We start from the raw sequence: 26276 nt of genomic DNA, 5'->3' as shown, positions 1-26276 counted from the left end.
GAAAGAGCCGTCGCGAACAGGAGAGCCCCATGACCACGACCCGTTTCGCCCCGTCCCCCACCGGTTGGCTGCATATCGGCAACCTGCGCGCCGCGCTGTTCAACCATGCCATCGCGCGGCAGCAGGGCGGCGAGTTCATCCTGCGCATCGACGACACCGACCAGGAACGCTCCAAGCCCGAATATGTCGACGGCATCCTTGAGGCGCTCGACTGGCTCGGCATCACCCATGACCGGGTGGAGCGGCAATCCGACCGGATGGAGCGCTACACGGCGGCGCGCGAGAAGCTGATCGCCGACGGGCGGCTCTACGAATGCTTCGAGACCCCGACCGAGCTCGACCTCAAGCGCAAGAAGCAGCTCAACATGGGCAAGCCGCCGGTCTATGACCGCGCCGCGCTCGACCTGTCCGACGCCGAGAAGGACCGCCTGCGCGCCGAGCGCGGCAGCCATTGGCGCTTCAAGCTCGACCGCGAGCGGATCGAGTGGGAGGACGGCATCCTCGGGCCGATCTCGATCGACGCCGCGAGCGTGTCGGACCCGGTGCTGATCAAGGAAAGCGGTCAGGTGCTCTACACCTTCGCCTCCTCGGTCGACGACGCCGAGATGGGCATCACGGATGTGGTGCGCGGCTCGGACCACGTCACCAACACCGCGACCCAGATCCAGATCATCCGCGCGCTGGGCTACGAGCCGCCGCGCTTCGCGCATCACTCGCTGCTCACCGGCCCGCAGGGCGAGGCGCTGTCGAAGCGGCTCGGCACGCTGAGCTTGCGCGACCTCAAGGCCGCGGGCATCGAGCCGATGGCGATCCTGAGCCTGATGGCACGGCTGGGCTCCTCGCAGCCCGTCGAGCTGCGCCAGACGCCTTCGGAGGTGATCGAGGGCTTCGACATTGCCACCTTCGGCTCGGCACCGACCAAGTTCGACCCCGCCGATCTGGAGCCGCTGACCGCGCGCTGGCTGTCGCAGCAGCCGCTGTCAGAGGTCGCCGAGGACGTGCGTGCGGCGGGCGTGCCCGACGATCTGGCCGAGGCGTTCTGGGCCACGGTGCGCGGCAACCTCAAGACCCGCGCCACCATCGCCGAATGGTGGGCGGTGTTCCGCGACGGTACGGCGGGCCGGGCCGAGCCCGAAGATGCCGAGTTCGTGGCGCAGGCGCTGGGGATGCTGGGCGAGCCGCCCTATGGCCCGGACACCTGGAAATCCTGGACCGATGCCGTGAAGGCCGAGACCGGCCGCAAGGGCAAGGGGCTGTTCCTGCCGCTGCGCCGCGCCGTCACCGGCATGGATCACGGCCCGGAGATGGCCGATGTCATGGCTCTGATGCAGGTCAAGCCGCAGGTCTGACTGGCAAGCTTTCGGCTTCGGCTCCGCTACGGGGCTGGACCCGGACCGGCCACGCCATACCTCCCGCCTCTGACGAGATGGGAGAACGGCCATGCGCGACTGCGTCATCGTGGGCGGCGGCCCGGCGGGACTGACCGCCGGGATCTACCTCGCACGCTTTTTGCGCGACACGGTGCTGTTCGATGCCGGAAGGCCGCGCGCGCATCGCATCCCACGCACCCGCAACCTGCCGGGCTATCCCGAAGGCGTCGAGGGGCCGGAGCTTCTGTCCCAGATCCGCGGCCAGCTCGCCCATTACGAGGGGCGCGAGGTCGAGATCCGTCGCGAGGCGGTGACCGGCGCGCGCCGCATCGAGGGCGGGTTCAGGGTCGAGGCCGAGGGCGGCGCGGTCGAGGCGCGCAGCCTGATCCTCGCCACCGGCGTCACCAACCGGCCGCCGCGCATCCCCGAGGCGCTGCATGACGAGGGGGTGGCGCGCGGGCTGATCCGCTACTGCCCGATCTGCGACGCCTACGAGGTGCAGGGCCAGAAGGTCGCGATCCTCGGCTCCGGACCGCACGCGGTGGCCGAGGGACGCTTCGTGCGTCACTACACCGACGACGTGACCGTGGTGCGGCCCGAGCACGCGCCGCTCGACGATGACGGCGAGCAGGCGCTCGCGCAGGCGGGGCTGAAGATCCTGCCCTCGCATCGCCGCGATATCCGGCTCGACGGTGATGCCATCGTCATCGAGATGGAAGACGGGCGCGTTGCGCGCTTCGACACGCTCTACGTGGCGCTCGGGACCGACCCGCATTCCGACCTCGCGCAGGCGCTGGGCGCCGATCTGACCGAGGCGGGCTGCATCCTCGTCGATCCGCATTGCGAGACCAGCGTCGAGGGGCTCTTCGCGATCGGCGACGTGGTCGCCGGGCTCGACCAGATCGCCTATGGCATGGGCCACGCCGCCGTCGCGACGACGGCGATCCACAACCGGCTGCTCGGCGCCTAGTCCTGCGCCCGCAGCACCTGCGCCGGGCGCACCCTGAGCGGCCGCCAGGCAAAGGCCAGTCCGGCCAGCAGGCTCGCCAGCGCCCCGCCCAGAACGATGCCGATGGCCGAGGGCCAGATCACCGCGAAATCGGTCTCCATGACGAAGCGCGCCACCGCCCAGCCGCCCAGAACCCCGGCGCCGAGCGCCACCAGACCGGCCGCCGCGCCCAAGAGCGCCGCCCGCAGCGCGAAGCTCGCGAGGATGCGGCGGCGCGAGGCGCCCAGCGTCTTGAGGATCGCGGCCTCGTAGCTGCGCGACCGCTCGCCCGCCGCCGCCGCGCCGATCAGCACCAGGAAGCCGGTGAGCAGTGTCGCCGCAGCGCCGTAGCGGGTGGCGGCGGCGATGCCGTCGACCACCCGGGTGACCTGCGCGATGGCGTCGCGCACCCGGATCGCGGTGATGTTGGGATAGGCATCGGCGAGGTCGCGCAGGATCGCGGCCTCGGCCGCTTCCTCGGCATAGACCGTGGCGATCCAGCTATGCGGTGCACCGGCGAGGGCCGAAGGGTTCATCGACATCACGAAGGCGATCGCGGCCGAGCCGAAATCGACGCGCCGCAGATTGGCGATGGTCGCGGTCACGTCACGGCCCAGCACGTTGACCGTGATCTCGTCGCCGATCCCGAGCCCGATCTCCAGCGCTTCCTCCTCGGCGAAGCTCACTAGCGGCGGACCCGCGTAATCCTCGGCCCACCATTCGCCCGCGACGATCTCCTCGCCATCCGGCGGCGTGGCGGAATAGGTCAGGCCGCGATCGCCATGCAGCACCCAGTGATCGGCGACCTCGCGCGCAGCTCGGCCGTTGATCTCGCTGACGATGCCGCGCAGCATCGGCGCGCTGTCGACCCGGCTCACTTGGCTGTCACCGTCGAGCCGCGCGCGGAAGCCCTCGATCTGGTCGGGCTGGATGTCGACGAAGAAATAGGCCGGCGCCACCTCGGGCAGGTCGTCGGTGATGGCGCGGCGCAGATTGCCGTCGATCTGGCCGACGGCGGCCAGCACCGACAGGCCGAGGCCCAGCGACAGCACCACCGAGCCGGTCTCGCCGCCGCGCTTGCCGATCGCGCCGAGCGCCAGCCTGAGGCCGGGCCGCCCGCGCGCCGCGCGGCCTGCCCGCCGGGCCAGCGCCTGCACGCCGAGCGCCGCCAGCGCCAGGAGCGCCAGCGCCGCCGCGATCGAGCCCGCCGTCGACAGGGTCAGCTTCCAGGTGCCCGAGAACAGCACCGCCGATCCGATCAGCACCGCCAGAAGCCCGAGGATCGCCCCCATGTAGCGCCGCCGCGGCAGCGCCCGGCCCGCGCCCATCGCGTCGCGGAACAGCGTCGCGGCGCGCACGTTCTCGGTCCGCGCCAGCGGCCAGAGCGTGAAGATCCCGGCCACCAGCGCCCCATAGAGCGCCGCCTCGATCAGCGGGCGGGGGTAGAGGCCGAACTCGGCCGGGATCGGCAGCCGGGCGGTGATCACCGGCGCCAGAAGCAGCGGCGCGAGAATGCCCAGCGCCAGCCCGAGAACGAGGCCGAGGACGGTCAGCGCGCCGATCTGGAAGAAGTAGGTCAGGAAGATCGTGCTGCGCGTCGCCCCCAGCGTCCGCAGCGTCGCGATGGTCGCGGTCTTGCCCGCCAGATAGGCGCGCACCGCCGCCGAGATGCCGACGCCGCCCACCGCCAGCCCCGACAGCCCGATCAGCACCAGAAACGAGCCCAGCCGGTCGATGAAGCGTTCGGTGCCGCCCGCGCCGCGGCGGGCGTCGCGCCAGCGCAGCCCGCTGCCCTCGAAGCGGCCCTCCGCCTCGTCCTCGAGCGCCTGCAGAGCGGCGCCGGGGGGCAGGTCGAGCCGGTAGGCGGTGGAGAACAGCGTGCCCTCGGCCAGAAGACCCGATTCCGACAAATCCTCGCGCAGAACGAGGCTGCGCGGACCGAAATCGAAACCGCCCGCCGCGCTGTCGGGGTAGCGCGCCAGCACCGCCATCAGCACGAAATCCTGCGTGCCAAGCCGGACCCGGTCGCCCGGCGCCAGCGCCAGCCGATCGGTGAGCGCGCGCTCCATGACGATCCCGGGCAGGCCGCCCGTTCCCGCGAAGGCCGCGTCGAGCGGCATCTCCGGCTCCAGCCGGACCTCGCCCACCAGCGGGTAGGCGTCGTCGACGGCGCGGATCTGGGTCAGCGCGCGCTCGGCCTCCCCGTCGCGCGCGACCACGGCCATGGAGCGGAAATCGACCACCTCCGAGACGGTGTCGGCCACGCCCTGCATCCAGGCCAGCTCGCTCGCGTCGGCATAGCGGTAGGTCAGCTCGATCTCGGCGTCACCGCCGAGAATCGCAGCGCTTTCGCGCTCGAGCCCGGCCTGAATCGCCGAGCGGACCATGCCGACGGCGGCGATGGCGGCGACGCCCAGCGCGAGGCAGGCGAGAAAGATGCGAAACCCCCGCAGGCCCCCGCGCAGCTCGCGCCGGGCGAGCCGGGCGGCGAGGCGGGCGCTCATGCCGCCACCCGCCCGTCCATCAGCCGCACCACCCGGTCGCAGCGCTCCGCGAGCTCGGGCGCATGGGTGACCATCACCAGCGTCGCGCCGTGCCGGTCGCGCAGGTCGAACAGCAGGTCCATGATCGCCGCGCCGTTGGCGGCGTCGAGATTGCCGGTCGGCTCGTCCGCCAGCAGGATGCGCGGATGCGGCGCCGTGGCGCGGGCGAGCGCCACGCGCTGCTGCTCACCGCCCGAGAGCTGGCCGGGGTAATGGCCGGCGCGGTGGCCCAGCCCAACGGCGGCGAGCTGCGCCTCGGCGCGCTCATGCGCGTCGCGGTGGCCCGCCAGCTCAAGAGGAATTGCGACGTTCTCCAGCGCGGTCATGGTCGGGATCAGGTGGAAGGACTGGAACACCACCCCCATATTGTCCCGGCGGAACCGGGCCAGAGCGTCCTCGTCCAGCGCGGTGAGATCGTGGCCCAGCGCCGCGACGGTGCCGCCGGTGGCGCGCTCGAGCCCGCCCATGAGCATGAGGAGAGACGACTTGCCTGACCCACTCGGACCCACCAGCCCCAGCGTCTCGCCCGGGCGCACGTCGAGCGTGATCCCATGCAGGATCTCCACCGGCCCGGCATTGCCCGACAGCGTCAGCTCGGCTTCCTTGAGGGAGAGAACGGGGTCGGTCATGCTGAGGGCCTTTCGTCGCACACGCCCCGAGCGATATGGGGCCGGGGGCATGATGCGCAAGCTGATCCTGGCGCTGCCAATCGTCGCGGCCCCGCTCGCGGCGCAGGCGGGCGAGGTGGTGATCGCCGCGCTGGGCGACAGCCTGACGGCGGGCTACGGGCTGCCGCAGGGCGAGGGGCTGGTGCCGCAGCTTCAGGCCTGGCTCGACGAGGCGGGGGCAGAGGTGCGGCTGATCAATGCGGGCGTGTCGGGCGACACCTCGGCCGGCGGGCTGGCGCGGGCCGATTGGACGCTGACCCCCGAGGTCGACGCGATGATCCTGGCGCTTGGTGGCAACGACTATCTGCGCGGGCTCGATCCCGAGGAGATGGCGCGCAATCTCGACGGCATCTTGGGCAAGGCCGAGGCGGTGGGGGTCGAGACGCTGCTCGTCGGGATCAAGGCGGGATCGAATTACGGCCCCGATTACGCGGCCGCCTTCGATGCCGCCTATGCCGATCTGGCCGAGACGCACGATGTGCCGCTCTACCCGGATTTCTTCGCGCCGCTGCAGGCGGACGGGGAGGGGGTCGAGGCGGCGCGGCGCGCCTATCTGCAGGCCGATGGTCTGCATCCCAACGCCGATGGCGTGGCGCGGATCGTAGAGGAGATCGGCCCACTGGTCCGCGATCTGGCCGAAAGCGCGCGGGCGGAGTGATCCGGCCCGCATGGGCCGGGGCCCATGTGAAACGGGCGCGGCCCCGGCCGCGCCCGTTTCGGAAATCAGGTGCGAAGCGGCCCCGCGGGGCCTGCCTCTTACATCGGCTTGAGGTTCACCGCCGATTCGCGGCCGTCGCGGCCGGCTTCGATGTCGAAGCTGATCTTCTGGTTGTCGGCGAGGCCGGTCAGGCCCGAACGCTCAACGGCGGAAATGTGGACGAAGACGTCCTTCTTGCCGCCATCGGGCGCGATGAAGCCATAGCCTTTGGTGGTGTTGAACCATTTCACGGTGCCGGTAGCCATCGTGCTGTCTTCCTTAACAAGTATCCGCTCGCGGAATTGCAGCGGTGTCGGCTCTGTCAGTGCTGATCGAGGGACTGAGGCCGTAAAGGAGACAGTGGTCGATAGAGGTAACGTCGCCTTGTCCAGTTAACCCGAATCAGCCAGAAAATCAATTCGCATTCGGGCGCGACGCCGGGCGGATCGGCGGCTCTTTGCGCGTCCCGTCCACCCCGTCGGCGCCCTTGGAAGGAGCGCTATGGAAAGCGAGATCTGCCTGTGGCGCCACGACGGTTCGGTCGAGGTCGTGCATCGCGGCACCGGCCGCATCGAGGCGCCGAACTGGTGTGCCGATGGCAGCCTACTGGTGAATGCCGAAGGGCGGTTGTGGCGGCTCGCGCCCGGCGCGGACCGCCTCACGCCGGTCGAGACCGGCTTTGCCACCCAGCTCAATAACGACCACGTGCCATCGCCGGACGGGCAGGTGATCGCGATCTCCGACAAGGCCGAGACCGGCGCCTCCTGCATCTATCTGGTGCCGGCGGCGGGTGGCGCGCCGCACAGGCTGACCGCGCAGTTGCCGTCGTGGATGCATGGCTGGAGCCCAGACGGGCGGCGGGTGGTCTATGCCGGCGCCCGGGATGGCGGGCCGGTGGGGATCTATCTCGCCGAGGTCGAGACCGGGGACGAGACCTGCGTGACGGCCGGCTTCGATCATGCCGACGGGCCGGATTTCTCGGCCGATGGACGCTGGATCTGGTTCAACGGCGAACGTGACGGCGCGGTCGACATCTGGCGCATCCGCCCCGACGGCACCACGCCCGAGCGGATGACCGACGGCCCCGGCGTCGACTGGTTTCCGCACCCGTCGCCGGACGGGCGGCACGTCGTTCATCTGCGTTACCCACCCGGCACCCAAGGCCATCCGGCCGACCTCGATGTCGCGTTGTGGCTGCTGCCGCAGGCGGGTGGGGAAGGGCGCGAGATCGTCCGCTTCCGGGGCGGGCAGGGCAGCCTCAACGTGCCCTGCTGGGCGCCGGACTCGTCCTCTTTCGCCTTCGTGCGGTACCCGGCATGAGCACGGGATGGCCCAAGGCCCGGGCCGGGCAGGCGATCGGGCTGCTCGGCGGGTCGTTCGATCCGGCCCATGAGGGGCACATGGCGATCACGCTGGAGGCGATCCGCCGGTTCCGCCTCGACCGGGTGTGGTGGATGGTCAGCCCGGGCAATCCCCTGAAAGCGCGCGGCCCGGCGCCGATGGCGCGGCGCATCGCCCAGGCCGAACGGGTCGCGCAGCACCCGAAGATCCGGGTGACCGACATCGAGGCGCGGCTTGGCACGCGATATACCGCGCAGACGATCGCTCGGCTGACAGCGCGCTATCCGGGCGTCGATTTCGTTTGGCTGATGGGGGCCGACAACCTCGTGCAGCTGCATCGCTGGCAGGATTGGCGGCGCATCGTCGAGAGCGTCCCGATGGGTGTCTTCGCACGGCCCGGCGACCGGCTGGCGGCGCGGCTGTCGCGGGCGGCGCGGGTCTATCGCGGCGCGCGGCTGCCGATGCACGCGGCCGAGGGGCTGGCGCGCGCCCCGGCCCCGGCCTGGTGCTTCGTGAACCTGCCGATGTCTGCGGCGTCGTCGACCGCGATCCGCGCCGAAGGCGGTTGGCCGCAGGGCGCAGGAAAACTTGCGGAACCGTGAGGCGCAGGGCGTTGCCGAACGCGCGCGGCGCGCTCTATCTATCGGACATGAAAGCACGACTGACCCGACGCGGGCTGCTGATCGGCGGCCTATCGATGACCGCCTCGGCTGCCATGGCGCAGCCGCTCACTTCGTTGCGGCCGCAGGCCCGGCCGGACGGCGCGGTGGCGCTCGACGCCGCGCCTTCGGGGCTGCGCCCGCGGCTGCGCGATTCCACCGCGCAGTTCGTCGAGGAGGCGCGGCTGGGCGGGCGCACCGGCTTCGTCGCGCTCGACGCCCGCTCGGGCGAAATCCTCGACCAGCATGACGCCTATACGCGCCTGCCGCCCGCCTCTGTGGCCAAGGCGGTCACCGCGCTCTACGCGCTTGAGGCGCTGGGGGGCGATTACCGCTTCGAGACCACCCTCGTGGCCACCGGCCCGATCGAGAACGGCATCATCCAGGGCGACCTGGTGTTGGCCGGGACGGGCGATCCGACGCTCGACACCGATGCGCTGGCCGAGATGGCGCTCGAGCTCAAGGCGCTGGGCGTGCGCGGCGTGGCGGGCGGCTTCGCGGTCTGGGGCGGCGCGCTGCCGCAGCAGAGCCAGATCGACCCGGTGCAGCTGCCGCATCTGGGCTACAACCCCGCGGTCTCGGGGCTCAACCTTAATTACAACCGCATCTATTTCTCCTGGGCGCGGTCGAGCGGCGGCTACGAGCTGACGCTCGACGCGCGGGGCACCGACACCCGTCCCGTGGTCGATATTGCGACGATGGAAGCGGTGGATCGCGGCACGCCGGTTTACACTTACGCGCAGCAGAACGGCGTCGATGTCTGGACCGTCGGTCGCCGCTATCTCGGCGACAGCGGCGCGCGCTGGCTGCCGGTGCGGCGCCCGGCGCTCTATGCGGGACAGGTCTTCGCCGCCCTCGCCGAGGAGCAGGGGATCGAGCTGGGCACGGTGTCCGAGGCGTCCTCGGCCCCGAACGGCACGGTGCTGGTGCGCCACCAGAGCGCCGATCTCACCAAGCTGATCCGCGACATGCTGCTCTATTCGACCAATCTGATCGCCGAGCAGATCGGCCTTGCCGCCAGCGTGGCGCGCGGCACCGGCGTTACCGATCTGCCGGGCTCGGGCCGGGCGATGTCGGACTGGGTCGAGGCGCGCTTCGGCGCGGCGCCGGATCTGGTGGACCATTCCGGGCTCGGCGGCGCGTCGCGGATCTCGGCGATGCAGATGGCCAAGATCCTTGCCACGCCGCAGGCGCGGCGCGATCTCAAGCCGTTGCTCAAGTCGATCCGCCTCTACGGCCCGCGCGGCGAGGCGCTGGCCCGTCCGCCGGGGGTGGTGGTGGCCAAGACCGGCACGCTCAATTTTGTCAGCGCGCTTGCGGGATACGAGCGCACGATGGGCGGGCGCGACATCGCCTTCGCGATCTTCTCGGGCGACGTGGCGCGCCGGATCGACGCGCAGGACGAGGAGGAGGAACGCCCCGAGGGCGCGCGCGCCTATAATGGCCGCGCCAAGTGGCTGCAGCAGCGGCTGCTGCAGCGCTGGGGCATCGCCTACGCGGCGGAGGGCGCGGTCAACTAGATCCGCGCGCCGCGCCCGCGCGGCCCCATGAAGAACCACACGATCAGGCCGAGCACCGGCAGGATCAGGATGGCGAGCGTCCAGAGCACCTTCTTACCCGTGCCGGCCGAAGAGGTGATGACGTTCCAGATGGCGTAGAGATCGAGCAGGAAGACGATCAGACCGAAGATCCGCATGGGCGTGCCCTTTCATGGCTGTTGCCCGTGAAACGCTCCGCCCCGCCTGCCGGGTCCCTCTGCCTAGTGCCGCTTAAACGGTCAAGTGTCGGGCCCGCGCGCCGCGCTCGATCGCCGCGGCGTGCAGCCGGTCGATCGACAGCTCGTAGCGGATCTCCTCGAGCATCCGGCCCTCGCCCTCGGTGACGTTGCCGTCGGCGGCCGCCACGTCGCAGGCCAGCGCATAGGCGGTCTCGTAGAGCCGCTCGGGCAACGCCTCGCGGATCAGCCCGAACAGCGCGTCGAGCCCGTCCTCCTGCTCCAGCAGGTCGAACACCGTGTTCGAGATCTCCGACAGGTCGTCGCCATAATCGGCGAAAACCGGCAAGTGGTTGACCATGTTGGTGATCTTCACCAGCTCGGAGGTGCGGATCGTTTCATCCGACGCCGAGACGGCGATCATCAGCGCCACCAGCGCATCCTGCGCGGTCATGGAAGGGGTGTCGCTCATGGGTCTTGCTCCTTGCATTCACGGGCCAATTTATTGACGCCGTGACCCCCCCGCAATAGGAGAGCCGGGATCATTCCCAAGAGGTGACACGATGTCCGAACTGCGCGACGCGGCGATGCAGAGCAAGGCCTGGCCCTTCGAAGAGGCGCGCGCGCTGCTCAAACGTCTGAACGGCAAGGACCCCGAGAAGGGGTATGTCCTGTTCGAGACCGGCTACGGGCCGTCGGGTCTGCCGCATATCGGCACCTTCGGCGAGGTGCTGCGCACCACGATGATCCGCCGCGCCTTCGAGGTGATCTCGGACATCCCGACCCGGCTGGTCTGCTTCTCGGACGATCTCGACGGCATGCGCAAGGTGCCCGAGAACGTGCCCCAGCAGGAGATGATGCACGAGAACCTGCAGCGGCCGCTGACCTCAGTGCCCGATCCCTTCGGCACGCATGACAGTTTCGGCGGGCACAACAACGCCATGCTGCGCCGGTTCCTCGACACCTTCGGCTTCGAGTACGAGTTCGTCTCGGCGACCGAGTTCTACCGGACCGGCAAGTTCGACGACACGCTCAAGCTCGCCACGGAGCGCTATGACGACATCATGGCGATCATGTTGAAATCTCTGCGCGACGAGCGGCGCGAGACCTACTCCTGCTTCCTGCCGATCCACCCGGAGACGGGCCGCGTGCTCTACGTGCCGATGAAGCATGTCGACGCCAAGGAGCACACCGTCACCTTCGATGACGAGGACGGGCGCGAATGGACCCTGCCGGTCACCGGCGGCAACGTGAAGCTGCAGTGGAAGCCCGATTTCGGCGCCCGCTGGGCCGCGCTCGGCGTCGATTTCGAGATGTACGGCAAGGACCACTCGACCAACACGCCGATCTATGACGGCATCTGCAAGGTGCTGGGCGGCCGCGCGCCGCACCACTTCACCTACGAGCTGTTCCTCGACGACCAGGGTCAGAAGATCTCCAAGTCCAAGGGCAACGGCCTGACCATGGACGAGTGGCTGAGCTACGCCTCGACCGATAGCCTGAGCTACTTCATGTATCTCAAGCCCAAGACCGCGAAGCGGATGCATTTCGACGTCATCCCCAAGATGGTCGACGAGTATCACCAGCAGCTGCGCGCCTTTGAGGGCCAGGACGCGAAGGCGCGCTTGGCCAACCCGGCTTATCACATCCATCGCGGCAACGTGCCCGCCTCGGACATGGTGGTGCCGTTCCAGATGCTCTTGAACCTCGTCTCGGTGTCGGGTGCCGAGGACAAGGAAACGCTGTGGGGCTTCATCCGGCGCTACGCGCCCGAGGCCGCGCCCGAGACGCATCCGGGGCTCGATGCGGCGGCGGGCTTCGCGATCCGCTACTACGAAGACCGCGTGAAGCCGACCAAGACCTACCGCGCGCCGACCGAAGAGGAGCGCGCCGCGCTCGAGGATCTGCGCGCGCGGCTTGCCGCGTGGCAGGGCGGGGCGGATGCCGACGGGCTGCAATCCGAGGTCTTCGCGGTCGGTCGCGAGCGGCAGTTCGAGCCGATGCGCGACTGGTTCAAGGCGCTCTACGAGATCCTGCTCGGTGCCTCCGAAGGGCCGCGCTTCGGCGGTTTCATCGCGCTGTACGGCGTCGAGAACACGGTCGCGCTGATCGACCGGGCGCTCGCGGGCGAGCTGGCGGGCTAACGCGCCCCGGCGGTCTCGCGCCGCCACAGCCGCCACAGCGCGACGAGGCGCGCGGCGGTCTCTTCGGGCGGCGCGCCGAACAGCCGGCGCGCCACCGGCAGCGCCTCGGCGGCGAGATCGGCCTGCCGCCTGGCGGCCAGCGCCGTCAACGCGGCGCGCGCGGTTTCGTCCCGGGGCAGTTCGCGCGCGGCGAGATGGGCGCAGAGCGCGTCGAGATCGTGGTGATCGCCGATCAGGTCGCCCAGCCGCTTTGCCTGCTTTTCGCGCGCGTCGATCAGGGCGGGCCATGCCGGGCGCAATAGCTTCATATGGGCGCGGTGATCCTTGGCGCGCTTGCGCAGCTCGTGCAGCCTCGCCGCATCGGGAGCCTCCTCGGCTGCCGCGAGCGCGCGCGCGGCGCGGGCCAGCGACCGCTCCAGCCCCTCGTGGAGCAGCACGCGCCCTTTCCCTTCGATCCGCCAATGCCCGGCCCGTTCGCCCATCTGCTCCAGCGCGGCACGCAAAGCCGCGAGTTCGTTCTCGCCGCCATTCTGAGCGGCGCGGGCCTCGCGGGTGAGCGCCGTGCGCAGCCCGGCATAGGCGCGGCGGTCGATCTCGTTGGCGTAATGGGTCGTCAACTTGTCGAAGCTGTCGAGCCGCGCCTGTGCGTCGCGATGCCCCGACAGCGCTCGCGCGGCGTCGCGCAGGGCGCGGTTCTCCGCCTTGAAAACCGAGAGGCCGGGGCGCATCAGCCGCAGCAGCGCGCGCGCCTTCTTGGTGTCCTTGCGCAGCGCGTGGATCGCCTCCTCCATGTCGGCCTCCGCCGCGTGCCCGGCCGCACGCGCGCCGCGCTCCGCCAGCACCCGCCGCAGACCGGTCTTGAGCGAGCTATCCTCGGGGGCGATGCGGAAACCCATGATCTCTCCGATACGTGATGGAACCAAACGCCTGTGTTTTCAGCTGGTTCCTGCTCGCGCCGGTTGGGGTGCGAGGGGGAATGACCTGCCCCGCGCCTCGAGCGCGACGCGCGGGACGAGAACGAGATGGGACGGATCATGCGGACGAAGTTGGTGGGGTTGGTGCTCGCGCTTGTGGTGGCTGGCGCGGCATTGGCGCAGCAGGGCGGGGCCCAGGATGCGATCAGGTCGGTGATCGAGGACCAGCTCGGCGATTTCACGGCGCGCGATGTCGAGGGCGCCTATGACCATGCCAGCGACACGATCCAGAACCAGTTCGGCAACGCCGATACGTTCGGCCGGATGGTCAAGCAGGGCTACCCGATGGTCTGGGACAACGACAGCGCCCGCTTTCTCGACCTTGAGGAGCGCGAGGGCGTCTGGTTCCAGAGGGTGCTGATCCGCGACGGGCGCGGCGTGCCGCACCTGCTCGACTACCGGATGATCGAGACCGCCGAGGGTTGGCGCATCGACGGGGTGATGCTGCTCGCCGGGCCGGAATTCGGCGTCTGATCGCCGTTGCGGCCGCACGGTGCGGCCGCGGCTTCTTCATTTCCTGTGGCTATACCTGCCCTCCGTCCGGGGGCCGCGGCTCCCGGGCCCGGACCGGGCGGAGCGGAGGAGCGGCGGGCAGGGGGGCCACGTCGCCGCCGCTCCGCCCCAGCGACAGGGGGCCTGCCATGCCGATCACCGACGCCTTGATGCCGACGCCGTATTCCGCCGGGCTGGAGGTCTGGTCGAGCGGCGACGGCACGCCCGGATCGGACACATACGCGCAGTCCGGCGCGGGGGTCTTCGTGCCGGCCGATCAGGATTTCGGCGGCGCGCTGGAAATCTTCAAGACCGCCGCCGTGCAGAAGCTGCGCTACATGGGCGAAACGCCGATCCTGCCGGGGCTCTACCTGCGGGTTACGGCGCGGGTGAAGGCGCTGGCCGGGGCGTTGCCCTCGGTGCGCGTGGCCGGTTGGGCCGGGCGACCGGGCGGCGGGGCGCTGGGCGGGATCGTCACCGCCGGGCCGGAGGTGCCGCTCACCGCCTATGGCGCGGTGGTGGAGCTGTCGGCGATCATCGGACCGGGCGGGTTGCCGGGCGTCGATCTGGTCTGGACCGGCGCCGATCGCGGCCATCTGGGCGTCGACCTGACCGGGCCGTCTAGTGGGGTGGTGCGGATCGACGATCTGGTGATCGAGGATGTCAGCCATCTGTTCGCCGCCGATCTGGCAGGGCTGGTCGATGTCCGCGACTACGGCGCGCGGGGCGACGGCAGCGGTGACGACGCGGCGGCCTTCGAGGCGGCCGACGACGCGGCGGCGGGCCGGACCGTGCTGGTGCCCGAGGGGCGCTACCGGCTGGCCTCGAACGTGACCTTCCGCAGCCATGTGCGTTTCGTCGGGACGGTGGAGCCCGTCGGCGCGGCCAAGCTGATCCTGCAACGCGATTTCCGCTTCGGGGCCTATCTCGACGCGCTGGGCAACGAGGAGCTGGCCTTCGCCAAGGCCTTCCAGGCGCTGCTGAGCTTCTCGGACCACGATTCCCTCGACCTCGAAGGGCGGCGCATCGGCCTGTCTAAGCCCTTCGACATGGCCGCCGCCGTGCCCGACCGGGAAACCTTCGCCACCCGCCGGGTGATCCGGAACGGGCAGTTCCAGCCGATCGACGGTGCAGCCTGGACGCCTGCCGCGGTCCGCGCCCAGGCCAGCTATGCGCCGGCCAATCCGACCCGGCTCGACAACGTGGCCAATATCTCGGCCATCGCGCCGGGCAGCCTCGTCACCGGCAACGGGGTGGGGCGCGAGGTCTATGTGAAGGCGGTCGATATCGGCAACCGGCGGATCACTCTGAGCCAGCCGCTCTTCGACGCCGAGGGGGTGCAGGAATTCACCTTCACGCGGTTTCGCTACCTGATCGACTTCTCGGGCTTCAAGGATCTCAGCCAGTTCGTTTTCGACGACATCGAGTTCCAGTGCAACGGCGTCGCCTCGGGCATCATCCTGCCGCCTGCCGGGCTGACCTTTCACCTGCGCGACTGCTTCGTGACCAAGCCGCGCGATCGTGGCCTGACCTCGCATGGCGGCGGCTGCCAGGGGATCATGATCGACCGCTGCCAGTTCCTGTCGAACGAGCAGGGCCTGCCGGTGGAGCAGCGGAAGACTCTGTGCTTCAACGTCAACGCCAACGACGTGAAGATCCGCGACAGCCGGATCGTGCTGTTCGAGCATTTCTGCGTGCTGGCCGGCACCGGCAATCTGATCGCGAACAACCACTGGTTCCACGGCGACTCGCTCTCGGACGGGGTGCGCAAGGGCGGGATCATCCTCACCCGGCCGAACCCGGCGACGCTGATCGTCGGCAACTACATCGACAACAACTTCATCGAGTGGAGCAACGAGCACGACGAGAGCCCGGGCCTCGGCCAGCAGTTCAGCTTCGGCGGGCTGACCGTGTCGGGCAACATCTTCATCGCGACCGACGTGGCGCGCTGGTTCAACTGGATCGTGGTCAAGCCACGCGGGCCGGGGCATTTCATCCACGGGCTGCACGTGACCGGCAACGTGTTCCGTACTTTCAACGGCTATGTCGACCGGGTGGAGCGGGTCGACACCAGCTTCGCCGATCTCGATTACGGGCGGATGCGCGACATCACCTTCACCGGCAACGCCTTTCACGGCATCAACCAGCCGGTGCGCAACCCCGCGAGCCTCACCGCCGAGCGCGGCGCTCCCGAGAGGGTCTGGGTGGTGCCGACCGCGCCGCATCTGCCATTCCTCGGTCGGGCGCGGGTGGTCGAGGCGGCGCTGCCCGAGGGGCGCCTTGCCGACGCGAGAGGCGATGCTGTCTACGAACAGCCTTGGCTCGACACGGAATATGGCGGCGACAGGCGCAGCTTCCGGATCGTGTTCGACACGCCGGTTAGCGGGCGAATGCGATGCAGCGTGCGCATGGACCGCCCGGAATGAGGTTGGGCCGGGAACCGCGGCGGGGGGCTGCGCGTCGTCTGGTGTCAGCCCGCGATCCGCGGGCGTTTTCTCGGAGCGGAAGATGAGCAAGATGGCGACCCCGGCCGAATTGGTGCGCACTTCGATGACCTTCTGGACCCTGATGGCCGAGACCCAGGCCGTGATGGCCTATCGGCTGATGGGCATGGCGGGCCTCTGGTCGGTCACCGGCGGCGAGAACAACCGCATGGTTGACGAGAAGGTCCCGGCCTTCGCCGAGGCGATGGTGGCGGGCAACCGCGCGCTGTGGTCCGGCAAGCGGCCCGACCAGGTCGCGCTGGCGACGATGCTGCCGCTGCAGCGCCGCACCGCCTCCAACAACAAGCGGTTGGCGCGGCGCGGGCCGAACTTCCTGACCCTTCCGCGCTGAGCGGCCGGTTTCCGCCGGTGCGCCGGGTGCGCCGGAACGGGGCCATGGGGGAGTGGGTTTTATGCGGCGACCCAGCCCCCCCAACCAAGGTGCACGTGATGCAGAACCCGTTTTTCGAGCTGCCCCTGCAGATGTGGCAGACCAGTACCCGGATGTGGATGTCGGCCCTCGACACCCAGATGTCGATGATGCGGGCCTTTCTCCCGCAGGCCCTGCAGGAGCAGGCCGAGGAAGTGGGCGAGGCCGCCCGCGACATGACCGAGGCCAGCGGCAAGGGCGTCGATTTCGCGGCGCAGGCGGCGAAGAGCCTAGCCGAAGGCGGCAAGGACGGCGCCCGATCGAGCGTCCCGGTGTAGTCGAAAACTCGTCTGACGAGCATGGCGGCCCGTCCCTCGGACGGGCCGTTTCCTTGTGCGGCGCACGGTCCGGTTCCCAGATGGTTCGGCGCGTGTTGATAGCCGGTAAGGGGGGGGCAAGGGAGCGGCGTCGGACATGCCAATTCGCCCCGACCCTGCACAGGGTCCGCGGTCAAGGACTGGCGCTCGCCCGATCTTGGGCAGTCACGGCGATATCCAGAAAAAGGGGGAGATCTGGTGGAGTCGAGGGGGATCGAACCCCTGACCTCGTCATTGCGAACGACGCGCTCTCCCAACTGAGCTACGACCCCACTGGTCGCGTATCTGGCCTGTCCGGCTGGCGGTGTCAAGCCGGTCGGATCAGTTTTCGAAGTCGGCGCGGGTCAGGTGGAAGGCCCGGCCAAACCCGCCGACCAGAAAGCCGCCTTCGACCTCGAGGCGCAGCAGTCGGAAATCCGCGAAGTGGTAGTAGATCTCCGCGCCGGGATGCGCGGCAAGCCAATCCTGCTGTGCGGCCGCCTTGTCGGCGGGCAGGGCGCGGGCGTCGAGGCTGAGGCGCGGGGCGGCCATCGGGTCGCCGGAGGTCGTCTCGTCGAGCATCAGCGCGCAGCGTGGATCGGCCTCGAGCGCCGTCCAGTGGCGCGACAGGGTGGAGACCAGCATCAGCAGGTCGGCAGACCGCGTCGGAAGCAGCGCGACGCGGCTGAGCTGCGGCCGCCCGGTGACGGGGTCGAGCACGCCCAGCACGCCGTGCCGGGCCGCGTCGCGCAGGCGCCGGGCCTGCCGGCGGGCGCCGTCATCAGTGGGGCGGATCGGGTCGGTCATGGCAACAGCCTGACGCGCGGGGGCGGCGCGATCAAGCGTTCAGGAGCGCCGCCATGTCTCGGTCATGAGGCCGGTGCCGGGATCGCCCGTCAAAAGATGCGTAACGCCGAGCCGAAGCTTCCGCCCCTCACGGATCTGCCGGACAAGCAAGCCGCCGCTCTTGGCATGGACATCGCCCGCACGATTGGCTTGAGTCCCGGCGGCATTTCCATCTCCTCCCGCCAGAAAAGCTTGGCGCAAGGGAGGGGGAGACGGTCAACGGCGCAGCCGCCACAGATAGGCGGCATAGGCGGGGACCTCGCGCAGCGCCAGCCGCAGCTGCGCCGAGCGCTTCTGCCCCCCGCGCGGGGCCGATCCGCGGGCCTTCAGGCCGAGCCGCCGGGCCACTAGCAGGGCCCGCGGCAGATGCGGGGCGTCGGTGACGATCACCACCCGCTCGGCCCCGATCCGCTCCAGGATCGGCAGTGCCAGCCGGATGTTCTCGAGCGTGTTGCGCGAGGTGGTCTCGGGATGGACCGCATGATCGGGCACCCCGGCTTCGAGCAGTAATTGCCGCATCGCCTCGCCCTCGCAGGGGGGGTGTTTGCCGAGCCCGCCGCTGGGCACGAGGTGTGCCACCTGTCCGGCATGGTAGAGCGCCGCGCCATGCAGGGTGCGCCGCCGCAGGGTCGGCGAGGGGCCGTTTTCCCAGACCGCGGCGCCGAGGATCACCGCGGCATCGTGGCGGCCCGTCATCGCGGCGCACTTTCCGCGCCGCGTCGGCGCGCTAGGCTGTGACAGGCAACATGGAGACGGCGCATGGAAGAGCTTCTGAACGGCATCGGCATCGCGGCACTGGTGATCCTCGCCCTGGTGGGGCTGGCCGTGGGCTGGGTGGCCAGCCTGCTGACCGGGGGGCGCAGGCGTGCGCTGTACATGATCGTCGGCGCGCTGGCGGCGATGGCGACGCCGTTTCTGCTCGCGGCGCTGGGCGTGACGATCCTGGCCGCCGGCGGCCTGCTGCTGGTGGTGATCGTCGCGCTGATCGGCGCGGCGCTGGTGCTGGCTCTTATCCGCGCGATCGCCAAGTAGCCGCTCAAGAGGCGCGCGGCTTGCGGTTCTTGGTGCGCTGCACGTTGCCACCGCGCTGACCGGGCCGACCGGCGGTAGAGCGGCCCTGCGACCGGCTCGCCGCGTCGGAGGCCTGGGCGATCGCCTGCTGCCGCGCCATGGGGTCGTCCGACACCATCAGGTCGACCGTCTCGAGCCGCTTGATCTCGTCGCGCAGCCTTGCCGCTTCCTCGAATTCGAGGTTCTCGGCGGCCTTGCGCATGTCGGTCTTGAGCCCGTCGAGCACCGCTTGCAGGTTCGCGCCGGCCATCGGCTTGTCGACCTTGGCGGTGACCCGGTTCATGTCGACGTCGCCCTTGTAGAGACCGGCGAGGATGTCCTCGACGTTCTTCTTGACGGTCGCCGGGGTGATGCCGTGCTCCTCGTTATAGGCGATCTGCTTCTCGCGGCGGCGCTCGGTCTCGGCCATCGCCCGCTCCATGGAGCCTGTGATCCGGTCGGCATACATGATGACCCGGCCGTCGGCGTTGCGCGCGGCCCGCCCGATGGTCTGGATGAGCGACGTTTCGGACCGCAGGAAGCCCTCCTTGTCGGCGTCGAGGATCGCCACCAGACCGCATTCGGGGATGTCGAGCCCCTCGCGCAGCAGGTTGATCCCGATCAGCACGTCGAAGGCGCCGAGCCGCAGGTCGCGCAGGATCTCGATCCGCTCGATCGTGTCGATGTCGGAATGCATGTAGCGCACCTTGATGCCCTGCTCGTGCAGGTACTCGGTCAGGTCCTCGGCCATGCGCTTGGTGAGCGTGGTGCACAGCGTCCGGTAGCCGCGCGCCGTCACCTTGCGGATCTCGTCGAGCAGGTCGTCGACCTGCGTCTTGACCGGGCGGATCTCGATCATCGGGTCGAGCAGGCCGGTGGGGCGGATCACCTGCTCGGTGAAGACGCCGCCCGCCTGTTCCAGCTCCCACGCCGAGGGGGTGGCCGAGACGAAGATCGATTGCGGGCGCATCGCGTCCCATTCCTCGAACTTGAGCGGGCGGTTGTCCATGCAGGACGGCAGGCGGAAGCCATGCTCAGCCAGCGTGAACTTGCGCCGGTAGTCGCCGCGATACATGCCGCCGATCTGCGGCACCGAGACGTGGCTCTCGTCGGCGAAGACGATGGCGTTGTCGGGGATGAACTCGAACAGGGTAGGGGGCGGCTCACCGGGCGCACGACCCGTCAGGTAGCGCGAGTAGTTCTCGATGCCGTTGCACACGCCGGTGGCCTCGAGCATCTCGAGGTCGAAATGGGTGCGCTGCTCGAGCCGCTGCGCCTCTAGGAGCTTGCCCTCGCCCTGCAGCTGGTCAAGTCGGGTCTTGAGCTCCGCCTTGATGCCCTTGATCGCCTGCGCCATGGTCGGGCGCGGCGTGACGTAGTGGCTGTTGGCGTAGATGCGGATGCGGTCGAACTCGTCGGTCTTGGAGCCGGTGAGCGGATCGAACTCGGTGATGCTCTCCAGCTCGTCGCCGAAGAAGGACAGCCGCCAGGCCCGGTCCTCGAGGTGGGCGGGCCAGACTTCGAGGCTGTCGCCGCGCACCCGGAAGGCGCCGCGCGCGAAGGCCGCGTCGTTGCGGCGGTATTGCTGCGCCACCAGATCGGCCATCACCGCGCGCTGCTCGTAGTTCTTGCCCTTGTGCAGGTCGACCGTCATCGCGCCGTAGGTCTCGACGCTGCCGATGCCGTAGATGCACGACACCGATGCCACGATGATCACGTCGTCGCGTTCAAGCAGCGCGCGGGTGGCGGAGTGGCGCATCCGGTCGATCTGCTCGTTGATCTGGCTTTCCTTCTCGATGAAGGTATCCGAGCGCGGCACGTAGGCCTCGGGCTGGTAGTAGTCGTAGTAGGAGACAAAATACTCGACCGCGTTGTCCGGGAAGAACCCCTTGAACTCGCCGTAGAGCTGGGCGGCCAGCGTCTTGTTCGGGGCGAGGATGATCGCCGGGCGCTGCGTCTCCTCGATGATCTTGGCCATGGTGAAGGTCTTGCCGGTGCCGGTGGCGCCGAGCAGCACCTGGTCCCGCTCGCCGGCGCGCACGCCGCCCGCGAGTTCCTCGATCGCGGTGGGCTGGTCGCCGGCGGCCTGGAACTCGGTCTGCATGCGGAACCGCTTGCCGCCCTCGAGCTTTTCGCGCCGTTTCACCTCCGGGGCGGGCGCGTGCAGGATTGGCATCTGTTCGGGCGAGTTGTTGTGCATCGGCGGACTCCTCGGGACCGAACCAATCTGGCCTCTTTTCGTTCCTGTGCAAGAGGGGTGCGGCGTCTTTGCCCGCTTGCATGGCGCCGCCGTTTTGCCGATAACGCCGCAAGATCAGAAGGGACCAAAGATGCGCGCACGGATCTACAGACCCAGCAGGGCCGCCACCCAGTCGGGCACCGCCAAGACCGAGGCCTGGGTCCTCGAATACGCGCCCGCCTCGAAGCGCGAGATCGACCCGCTGATGGGCTGGACCAGCTCCACCGACACCCAGAGCCAGGTGAAGATGTATTTCGACAGCCGCGACGCGGCGGTGGCCTATGCCGAGAAGCACGGGCTCGACGCGATCGTGCAGGAGCCGCATGTGCGCAAGCACAATATCCGTCCCGGCGGCTATGGCGAGAACTTCTCGACCACCCGGCGCGGGGCCTGGACGCACTGATCTTGTAAATCCGACTCAAGTTGAGGCGGTTTCGCGGTCGAGATCCGGCGAGGAGGCCGGGTGCCACAACATCGAGTGTTCGACCGGATCGGACGCCATAGACTTCTACCGAGGGCGGCCTGATGGCCGCCCGTTTCGTTTCAGGGATCAGCCATGACCATCACCCATCTCGTCACCCATTCGGGCGGCTTTCACGCCGACGAACTCCTGTCCTCGGTCATTCTGACCCGGCTGTTTCCCGACGCCGAACTGGTGCGCAGCCGCGACAAGGCGTGGATCACCCCCGGCGAGGGGCGGATCATCTACGACGTGGGCGGTCAGTTCGATGCCGAGACGCGGATCTTCGATCACCACCAGAAGCCCAACCCGCTGCGCGAGGATGGCCAGCCCTACAGCTCCTTCGGCCTGATCTGGGCGCAGTATGGGCGCGACTACCTGCGGGCGCTGGATGTCCCCGAGCATGATGTCGAGAAGATTCACGCCTCCTTCGACCGCGGCTTCGTGCTGCCCGTCGACCTGCTCGACAATGGCGCGGTGGACGCCTCCTCGGCGGGGCCGCTGTTTTCGGGGCTGACGCTGCCGGTGCTGCTCGAAAGCCTGAAGCCCGCCTTCGATGACCGCGAGGAGGGCGCCGATGATCACGCCTTCGCCGCCGCCGTGCCGGTCGCGCGCGCCTTCGTCGAGGCCCGCATCCGCCGCTCGGCCGCGAAATACCGCGCCGAGGCGATGGTGCTGTCGGCGATCGAGGCGGCAGGCGAGGGGCGCATTCTGGAGCTGCCCATGGGCATGCCGTTCCGCGCCGGTGTCGAAGCGGCGGGCGCCGATCACCTGCTCTTCGTCGTCCACCCGCGCGGCTCGGACTGGGCTCTGACCACGATCCGCACCGGCGACGACACTTTTGAGACCCGCGCCGATCTGCCCGCCGCCTGGGCGGGGCTGACGGACGACGCGCTGGAGGCGGCGTCGGGCGTGAAGGGCGCGAAGTTCTGCCACAATGGCCGGTTCATCGCCGTGGCCTCGAGCCTCGAGGCGATCATGGCGATGGCGGAACTGGCGGTCGCGGAGGCGACGGCGAGTTAGGCCGAAACGCAAGGCTTCAGAGCAGGATGCAACGTCTGCGATGCACAGGGAGCAGACGTTGCATTGCGCAGCCTTCAGGCCGGACCGATTGTCGCGATCGGCCCTTAGGCGCTCCGCGCGCCTTGTCTGGCAGTGGCAGCTTTGAATGGCTGCGTCATAACGGTCGCGTCTCTCTCTCGGCTCTCAGGGTTGGCCGGGGAGGACGCAGAGCATCTCGTAGAGCAGGTTGGCGGCGATCATCGCGGTATTGCCTGACGGGTCGTAGGGGGGCGAGACCTCGACAAGGTCGCAGCCGACGAGGTTCAGCCCCTTGCAGCCGCGCACGATCTCAAGCGCTTGGATCGTGGTCAGCCCGCCCATCTCGACCGTGCCCGTGCCCGGCGCGAAAGCTGGATCGAGGCTGTCGATGTCGAAGGACAGGTAGACCGGTGCGTCGCCGATCGCCGCGCGGATATCAGCCATCACCGGCGCGAGCGACTTGTGCCAGCGCGCCTCCGCCGGGATGACCGTGAAACCCCTGTTGCGGCCCCAGTCGAAATCCTCGGGCGCGTAGCCCGTGCCCCGCAGGCCTATCTGGAACACCTTCTCACAGCGCAGCAGACCGTCCTCGACCGCCCGCCGGAAAGGGGTGCCATGGGCGATCTCCTCGCCGAACATCGCCTCGTTGGTGTCGGCATGGGCGTCGACATGGATCAGCGCGACAGGGCCGTGACGCGCGGCCACCGCGCGCAACACCGGCCAACTCAGCGTGTGATCTCCGCCCAGCGTCAGCGGGATCGCGCCGTGCGACAGGATCTCTGAGTAGGTCGCGGTGATGATGTCGCAGCTCTTCTTCAGGTCGAAGGTATTGATCGCCACGTCGCCGATATCCGCGACCTGCAGATGATCGTAGGGCGCGGCGCCGGTGGCCATATTGTAGGGGCGCAGCATCCGGCTTTCGTCGCGGATCTGGCGCGGGCCGAGCCGGGTGCCGGGGCGGTTCGAGGTGCCGATATCCATGGGAATGCCGACGAAGCAGGCGTCGAGCCCTTCCGCGCTCTCTTGCTGCGGCAGGCGCATCATCGTCGCCGGACCACCGAAGCGCGGCATCTCGTTGCCGCCGAGCGGTTGGTTGTATCGGGGGCGGGAATCCTGGGGCATGCGGGCATCGCGTCTGGGGCAAGGTCGCCCCGAGCCTAGGCGCGGTGCGGGAGGCGAAGAATACGCTCCGCGGAAAGGGAACATTGAGCTTCCTCAATGCAATTTTCGATGCCACCTTCGGTGGGCTGCGCCTTGTCCCGTTTGACAACATTGCAGGCTAGGTCGCGGCGACGCTGCCCCCTCGGCTTTGGTCGAGGAGGGCGTCGCACAGGGTCTTCACGAGATGAGGCTGGGGGTCGCTTCTGGTTACCAGTTCCATGCTGCAGGTGAAGTTGTCCTCGCAGTTCCCAAAGCGGCGCAGGCGACCCGCCTCCAGGTAGGAGCGTGCCGCGTGATCCGGCAGCAGGCCGAGATAGCTGCCGCTCAGCACCAGAAGAAGCTGCGCCTCGATCTCGCCCACGACCTGATCGGTGTCGTTCAGCTTCTGGGTCTTCTTGCGCCGCCTGTTCCAGTATCCTCGATGGACCCAAGGGTAACGATCGAGCATCGGCTGATCGATCTCCGTTTCGAGACGTGAGAAGAGCGGATGGCCCTCGCCGCAATAGAGGCTGTTGGTTTCCTGGTAGAGGGCCTTGTAGGACAGCCCGGTCAGGCGGTTGTCGAAGGCGCCGATGCCGATATGGAAGCTGCCATCCGCCAACCCGCGCAGGATGTTCTGCGGCTGCTCGATGAGGATGTTGAACTTCGCCGTCGGAGCCATCCTGGCCAGATCTCCGATCGCTTGGGGCATCTTGAACTGCGGGTCCGTGGCGATGCAGTCGACGATCGCGATCCGCACCTCGCCCGTCAGGCTGCCCTTGAGCGCGGAGAGCCGACCCGACATGTCCTCGAGCGTGCCCAGCAGATCCTGCGCGAGCCGATGGACCGTCTCGCCCTTCTCGGTGAGCCGGAAGCCCCGTCGCCCACGCTGGCAGAGCTTCACGCCGAGGCGTTCCTCCAGCGCCGTGATGTGGTTGGAGATCGTCGGTTGGCTGATGCCAAGCTCCGCCTGCGCCGCGCTGAAGCCGTTGTTGCGCACGACGCTGTCGAACACGCGGAGAAGATGAATGTCGGCGCCCGATACCTGCATGTTGCATTGGTGTGACCAAATGTATGCGATGGCAATGCGGGATTTCATGCGCGGACGCGGCCTGTAGGCTGGCCGACGAATTGCCATGACTGGCGTGCGGAGCGAAACGTTGCGCGAGCCCTCCATGACCGTCACCGCACCCTCCACGGTCGATGCCGACACGCCCACCTGCCGAAAGACCCGCGCCATGACTGCCCCCGTGACCGCCGCGCTGAAGGACGCGACCTTTTTTCCCTACTGGCTCGACAGTCCCGATGCGCCGGCCGCCGAGGCGCCGCTTTCGGGCAAGCTGGACTGCGATCTGGCGATCGTCGGCGGTGGCTTCACCGGGCTATGGGCCGCGATCCTCGCCAAGGAAACCGATCCGAAGCGCGAGGTGGTGCTGATCGAGGCCGAGCGGATCGCGCATGGCGGGTCGGGGCGGCCGGGCGCCATCGTCTCGACCTCGGTGATGCATGGGCTCGGCAACGCCAAACGGATCTTCCCCCGCGACCTCGATCGGCTCGAGGTCTTGGGTCGCGACAACATGGCCGGGTTCCGGCGCACCATCGCGGAGCATGGGATCGACTGCGACCAGGAATGGAACGGTGAGCTGACGGTCGCCGTCGGGCCCGGGGGGCTGCCGGTGCTGCGGGAGGAATACGACCTCCACAGGGCGCATGGCCACGAGGTGGAGTTGCTCGACGAAACCGCACTCAGGGGGCATCTGCGGTCACCGATCTTCTCGGGCGGGCTCTGGAGCAAGCGCGACAGCGGCACGGTCCACCCCGCCAAGCTGGCCTGGGGGCTCAAGCGCACGGCGCGAGCGCTGGGCGTGCGGATCTACGAGCATAGCCCGATGGGCCGGGTCGAGGATCTCGGCGCGAGGCTGCGCCTGCAGGCGGGGGAGGGCGTGATCGAGGCGCGGCGGGCGCTCTTCGCGACCAACGCCTTCGCCGCCGGTCACCCCCGGATCCGGTCCCGGGTGGCCATGCTGCGCGACCGGATCCTGATGACCGAACCGCTTTCGCCCGAGCAGATGTCGCGCATCGGCTGGGCCAACCGGCAGGGGGTCTACGACACCCGCACGCAGCTCAACTACATGCGGCTGACGCGCGACAACCGGATCCTGTTCGGCGGGCGGCTCGGCTATTACATGAACGCGCCGCGCGACCCCCGACCGGATCGCGGGCCCGCCCCCTATGAGGGGCTGGCAGAGGCGTTCCTTACGACGTTTCCGCAGCTCGACGACATTCGCTTCACCCATGCATGGAGCGGGCCGATCGCGCTTACCACCCGCATGGCGGTGCATTTCCAGAGCTATCACGGCGGCAAGGGCCTGTATGCGGGCGGCTATTCGGGTTTCGGCGTCTCGGCGAGCCGGTTCGGGGCACGGATCGGGCTGGCCAGGCTCGACGGGTGCGAGGATCCGGATCTCGACCTCGAATTCGCGCGCACGATGCCGGCCCCGATCCCGCCCGAACCCTTCCGCTACCTCGGCGCTCGCCTGACCCTGCACGCGCTCGACACCGTCGACCGCAAGGGTGGATGGCGGCGTCGCTGGATCGATCTCGTCACGCGGCTCGGTATTCCGTTGAGCTGAAGAGGAAACGTAGGCGGTAGGTCGACCTAATTACAGGCCCTGTTGCGACGGCCCACCATTCGCGGACC

26 protein-coding genes and 1 tRNA gene are annotated in these 26276 nt (G+C 69.1%); 15 read left to right on the top strand and 12 right to left on the bottom strand.

Annotated elements, in window-relative coordinates; all coding sequences use genetic code 11:
- The first annotated feature begins 29 nt into the window (after positions 1–29).
- Both gltX and FHS00_RS06400 read left to right on the top strand, forming a co-directional pair.
- The gene (gene gltX / locus FHS00_RS06405) at positions 30–1349 is read left to right on the top strand and encodes a glutamate--tRNA ligase (protein WP_183471003.1); all 1320 of its coding nucleotides are present in this window, start codon (positions 30–32) and stop codon (positions 1347–1349) included.
- Positions 1350–1440: 91 nt separating this feature from the next.
- Positions 1441–2340 (top strand): NAD(P)/FAD-dependent oxidoreductase, encoded by a 900-nt coding sequence (locus FHS00_RS06400; RefSeq protein WP_183471001.1) that lies wholly within the window; start codon positions 1441–1443, stop codon positions 2338–2340.
- On the opposite strand, the gene FHS00_RS06395 is transcribed toward FHS00_RS06400, so the two are convergent.
- Together FHS00_RS06395 and FHS00_RS06390 are read right to left on the bottom strand one after the other, a co-directional pair.
- A complete protein-coding gene (locus FHS00_RS06395; protein ID WP_183470999.1) occupies positions 2337–4862 on the bottom strand; it encodes an ABC transporter permease in 2526 nt (841 codons plus the stop codon). The genes FHS00_RS06400 and FHS00_RS06395 overlap by 4 nt on opposite strands.
- Positions 4859–5530 (bottom strand): ABC transporter ATP-binding protein, encoded by a 672-nt coding sequence (locus FHS00_RS06390; RefSeq protein WP_183470997.1) that lies wholly within the window; start codon positions 5528–5530, stop codon positions 4859–4861. The genes FHS00_RS06395 and FHS00_RS06390 overlap by 4 nt, the downstream gene beginning before the upstream one ends.
- 49 nt (positions 5531–5579) lie before the next feature.
- Between FHS00_RS06390 and FHS00_RS06385 the strand changes: the two genes are divergently transcribed.
- Positions 5580–6227 carry an arylesterase gene (locus tag FHS00_RS06385; RefSeq protein WP_322336226.1) on the top strand — a complete coding sequence of 216 codons (648 nt, stop codon included), beginning with the start codon at positions 5580–5582 and terminating at the stop codon, positions 6225–6227.
- Between the two features lie 98 nt (positions 6228–6325).
- On the opposite strand, the gene FHS00_RS06380 is transcribed toward FHS00_RS06385, so the two are convergent.
- Positions 6326–6532: a cold-shock protein gene (locus tag FHS00_RS06380; protein ID WP_085895532.1), complete on the bottom strand. Its 207-nt coding sequence runs from the start codon at positions 6530–6532 to the stop codon at positions 6326–6328.
- Positions 6533–6767: 235 nt separating this feature from the next.
- Here FHS00_RS06380 and FHS00_RS06375 point away from each other — a divergent pair, with 235 nt between their 5' ends.
- Genes FHS00_RS06375 through dacB form a run of 3 tightly spaced genes read left to right on the top strand, consistent with a single transcriptional unit; the run spans position 6768 to position 9786 of the window.
- On the top strand, positions 6768–7586 hold the full coding sequence (locus FHS00_RS06375; protein WP_183470993.1) for a TolB family protein: 819 nt from the start codon (positions 6768–6770) through the stop codon (positions 7584–7586).
- Positions 7583–8209 (top strand): nicotinate-nucleotide adenylyltransferase, encoded by a 627-nt coding sequence (locus FHS00_RS06370; RefSeq protein WP_183470991.1) that lies wholly within the window; start codon positions 7583–7585, stop codon positions 8207–8209. The genes FHS00_RS06375 and FHS00_RS06370 overlap by 4 nt, the downstream gene beginning before the upstream one ends.
- A gap of 11 nt (positions 8210–8220) precedes the next feature.
- A complete protein-coding gene (dacB, locus tag FHS00_RS06365) occupies positions 8221–9786 on the top strand; it encodes a D-alanyl-D-alanine carboxypeptidase/D-alanyl-D-alanine endopeptidase (protein WP_246391129.1) in 1566 nt (521 codons plus the stop codon).
- Here dacB and FHS00_RS06360 read toward each other — a convergent pair.
- A complete protein-coding gene (locus tag FHS00_RS06360) occupies positions 9783–9962 on the bottom strand; it encodes a PLD nuclease N-terminal domain-containing protein (RefSeq protein WP_183470989.1) in 180 nt (59 codons plus the stop codon). The genes dacB and FHS00_RS06360 overlap by 4 nt on opposite strands.
- Positions 9963–10035: 73 nt before the next feature.
- Positions 10036–10452: a tellurite resistance TerB family protein gene (locus FHS00_RS06355; protein ID WP_183470987.1), complete on the bottom strand. Its 417-nt coding sequence runs from the start codon at positions 10450–10452 to the stop codon at positions 10036–10038.
- Positions 10453–10543: 91 nt separating this feature from the next.
- On the opposite strand from FHS00_RS06355, the gene FHS00_RS06350 reads away from it, so the two are divergent.
- Entirely contained in the window at positions 10544–12124 is a 1581-nt protein-coding gene (locus FHS00_RS06350; RefSeq protein ID WP_183470985.1) for a lysine--tRNA ligase, read from the top strand.
- Here the strand turns inward: FHS00_RS06350 and FHS00_RS06345 are convergent.
- Positions 12121–13020 carry a CHAD domain-containing protein gene (locus FHS00_RS06345; protein WP_183470983.1) on the bottom strand — a complete coding sequence of 300 codons (900 nt, stop codon included), beginning with the start codon at positions 13018–13020 and terminating at the stop codon, positions 12121–12123. The genes FHS00_RS06350 and FHS00_RS06345 overlap by 4 nt on opposite strands.
- 138 nt (positions 13021–13158) lie before the next feature.
- Here FHS00_RS06345 and FHS00_RS06340 point away from each other — a divergent pair, with 138 nt between their 5' ends.
- From FHS00_RS06340 to FHS00_RS06325, 4 genes are all read left to right on the top strand, one after another.
- Complete coding sequence (locus FHS00_RS06340; protein WP_183470981.1) at positions 13159–13572, top strand: DUF4864 domain-containing protein; 414 nt, start codon at positions 13159–13161, stop codon at positions 13570–13572.
- 167 nt (positions 13573–13739) lie between these two features.
- Positions 13740–16016, top strand: coding sequence for a glycosyl hydrolase family 28-related protein (locus FHS00_RS06335; RefSeq protein ID WP_183470979.1), 2277 nt, complete (start codon positions 13740–13742; stop codon positions 16014–16016).
- 82 nt (positions 16017–16098) lie between these two features.
- The gene (locus FHS00_RS06330) at positions 16099–16425 is read left to right on the top strand and encodes an antifreeze protein (RefSeq protein ID WP_246391126.1); all 327 of its coding nucleotides are present in this window, start codon (positions 16099–16101) and stop codon (positions 16423–16425) included.
- A 98-nt stretch (positions 16426–16523) separates the two neighbouring features.
- Entirely contained in the window at positions 16524–16781 is a 258-nt protein-coding gene (locus FHS00_RS06325; protein ID WP_183470977.1) for a hypothetical protein, read from the top strand.
- Positions 16782–17016: 235 nt separating this feature from the next.
- Here the strand turns inward: FHS00_RS06325 and FHS00_RS06320 are convergent.
- The 3 genes from FHS00_RS06320 to FHS00_RS06310 all read right to left on the bottom strand — a co-directional run bounded on the left by FHS00_RS06320 (position 17017) and on the right by FHS00_RS06310 (position 18341).
- A tRNA-Ala gene (locus tag FHS00_RS06320) sits at positions 17017–17092 on the bottom strand.
- Positions 17093–17141: 49 nt separating this feature from the next.
- Positions 17142–17606, bottom strand: coding sequence for a pyridoxamine 5-phosphate oxidase (locus tag FHS00_RS06315; protein WP_183470975.1), 465 nt, complete (start codon positions 17604–17606; stop codon positions 17142–17144).
- A gap of 255 nt (positions 17607–17861) precedes the next feature.
- Positions 17862–18341 (bottom strand): YdcF family protein, encoded by a 480-nt coding sequence (locus FHS00_RS06310; protein ID WP_183470951.1) that lies wholly within the window; start codon positions 18339–18341, stop codon positions 17862–17864.
- Positions 18342–18404: 63 nt separating this feature from the next.
- On the opposite strand from FHS00_RS06310, the gene FHS00_RS06305 reads away from it, so the two are divergent.
- Positions 18405–18677 carry a GlsB/YeaQ/YmgE family stress response membrane protein gene (locus tag FHS00_RS06305; RefSeq protein ID WP_183470949.1) on the top strand — a complete coding sequence of 91 codons (273 nt, stop codon included), beginning with the start codon at positions 18405–18407 and terminating at the stop codon, positions 18675–18677.
- Positions 18678–18681: 4 nt separating this feature from the next.
- Here the strand turns inward: FHS00_RS06305 and uvrB are convergent, their stop codons facing one another.
- Positions 18682–20895 (bottom strand): excinuclease ABC subunit UvrB, encoded by a 2214-nt coding sequence (gene uvrB / locus FHS00_RS06300; RefSeq protein WP_281372275.1) that lies wholly within the window; start codon positions 20893–20895, stop codon positions 18682–18684.
- A 130-nt stretch (positions 20896–21025) separates the two neighbouring features.
- Here uvrB and FHS00_RS06295 point away from each other — a divergent pair, with 130 nt between their 5' ends.
- Both FHS00_RS06295 and FHS00_RS06290 read left to right on the top strand, forming a co-directional pair.
- Positions 21026–21337, top strand: coding sequence for an ETC complex I subunit (locus FHS00_RS06295; RefSeq protein ID WP_183470947.1), 312 nt, complete (start codon positions 21026–21028; stop codon positions 21335–21337).
- 153 nt (positions 21338–21490) lie between these two features.
- Positions 21491–22417 carry an MYG1 family protein gene (locus FHS00_RS06290; RefSeq protein WP_183470945.1) on the top strand — a complete coding sequence of 309 codons (927 nt, stop codon included), beginning with the start codon at positions 21491–21493 and terminating at the stop codon, positions 22415–22417.
- 183 nt (positions 22418–22600) lie between these two features.
- Here the strand turns inward: FHS00_RS06290 and speB are convergent, their stop codons facing one another.
- Positions 22601–23557: an agmatinase gene (gene speB, locus FHS00_RS06285; RefSeq protein WP_221188742.1), complete on the bottom strand. Its 957-nt coding sequence runs from the start codon at positions 23555–23557 to the stop codon at positions 22601–22603.
- Positions 23558–23714: 157 nt separating this feature from the next.
- Positions 23715–24815, bottom strand: a complete 1101-nt coding sequence (locus FHS00_RS06280; RefSeq protein WP_183470941.1) for a LysR family transcriptional regulator — start codon at positions 24813–24815, stop codon at positions 23715–23717.
- On the opposite strand from FHS00_RS06280, the gene FHS00_RS06275 reads away from it, so the two are divergent.
- Positions 24814–26208, top strand: coding sequence for an NAD(P)/FAD-dependent oxidoreductase (locus FHS00_RS06275; RefSeq protein ID WP_183470939.1), 1395 nt, complete (start codon positions 24814–24816; stop codon positions 26206–26208). The two genes, FHS00_RS06280 and FHS00_RS06275, sit on opposite strands and share 2 nt — an antisense overlap.
- Positions 26209–26276: the final 68 nt, after the last annotated feature.

Source organism: Limimaricola variabilis (genome assembly GCF_014195545.1).
Classification (GTDB): domain Bacteria; phylum Pseudomonadota; class Alphaproteobacteria; order Rhodobacterales; family Rhodobacteraceae; genus Limimaricola; species Limimaricola variabilis.
This window is presented reverse-complemented; position numbering and strand designations above follow the sequence as displayed.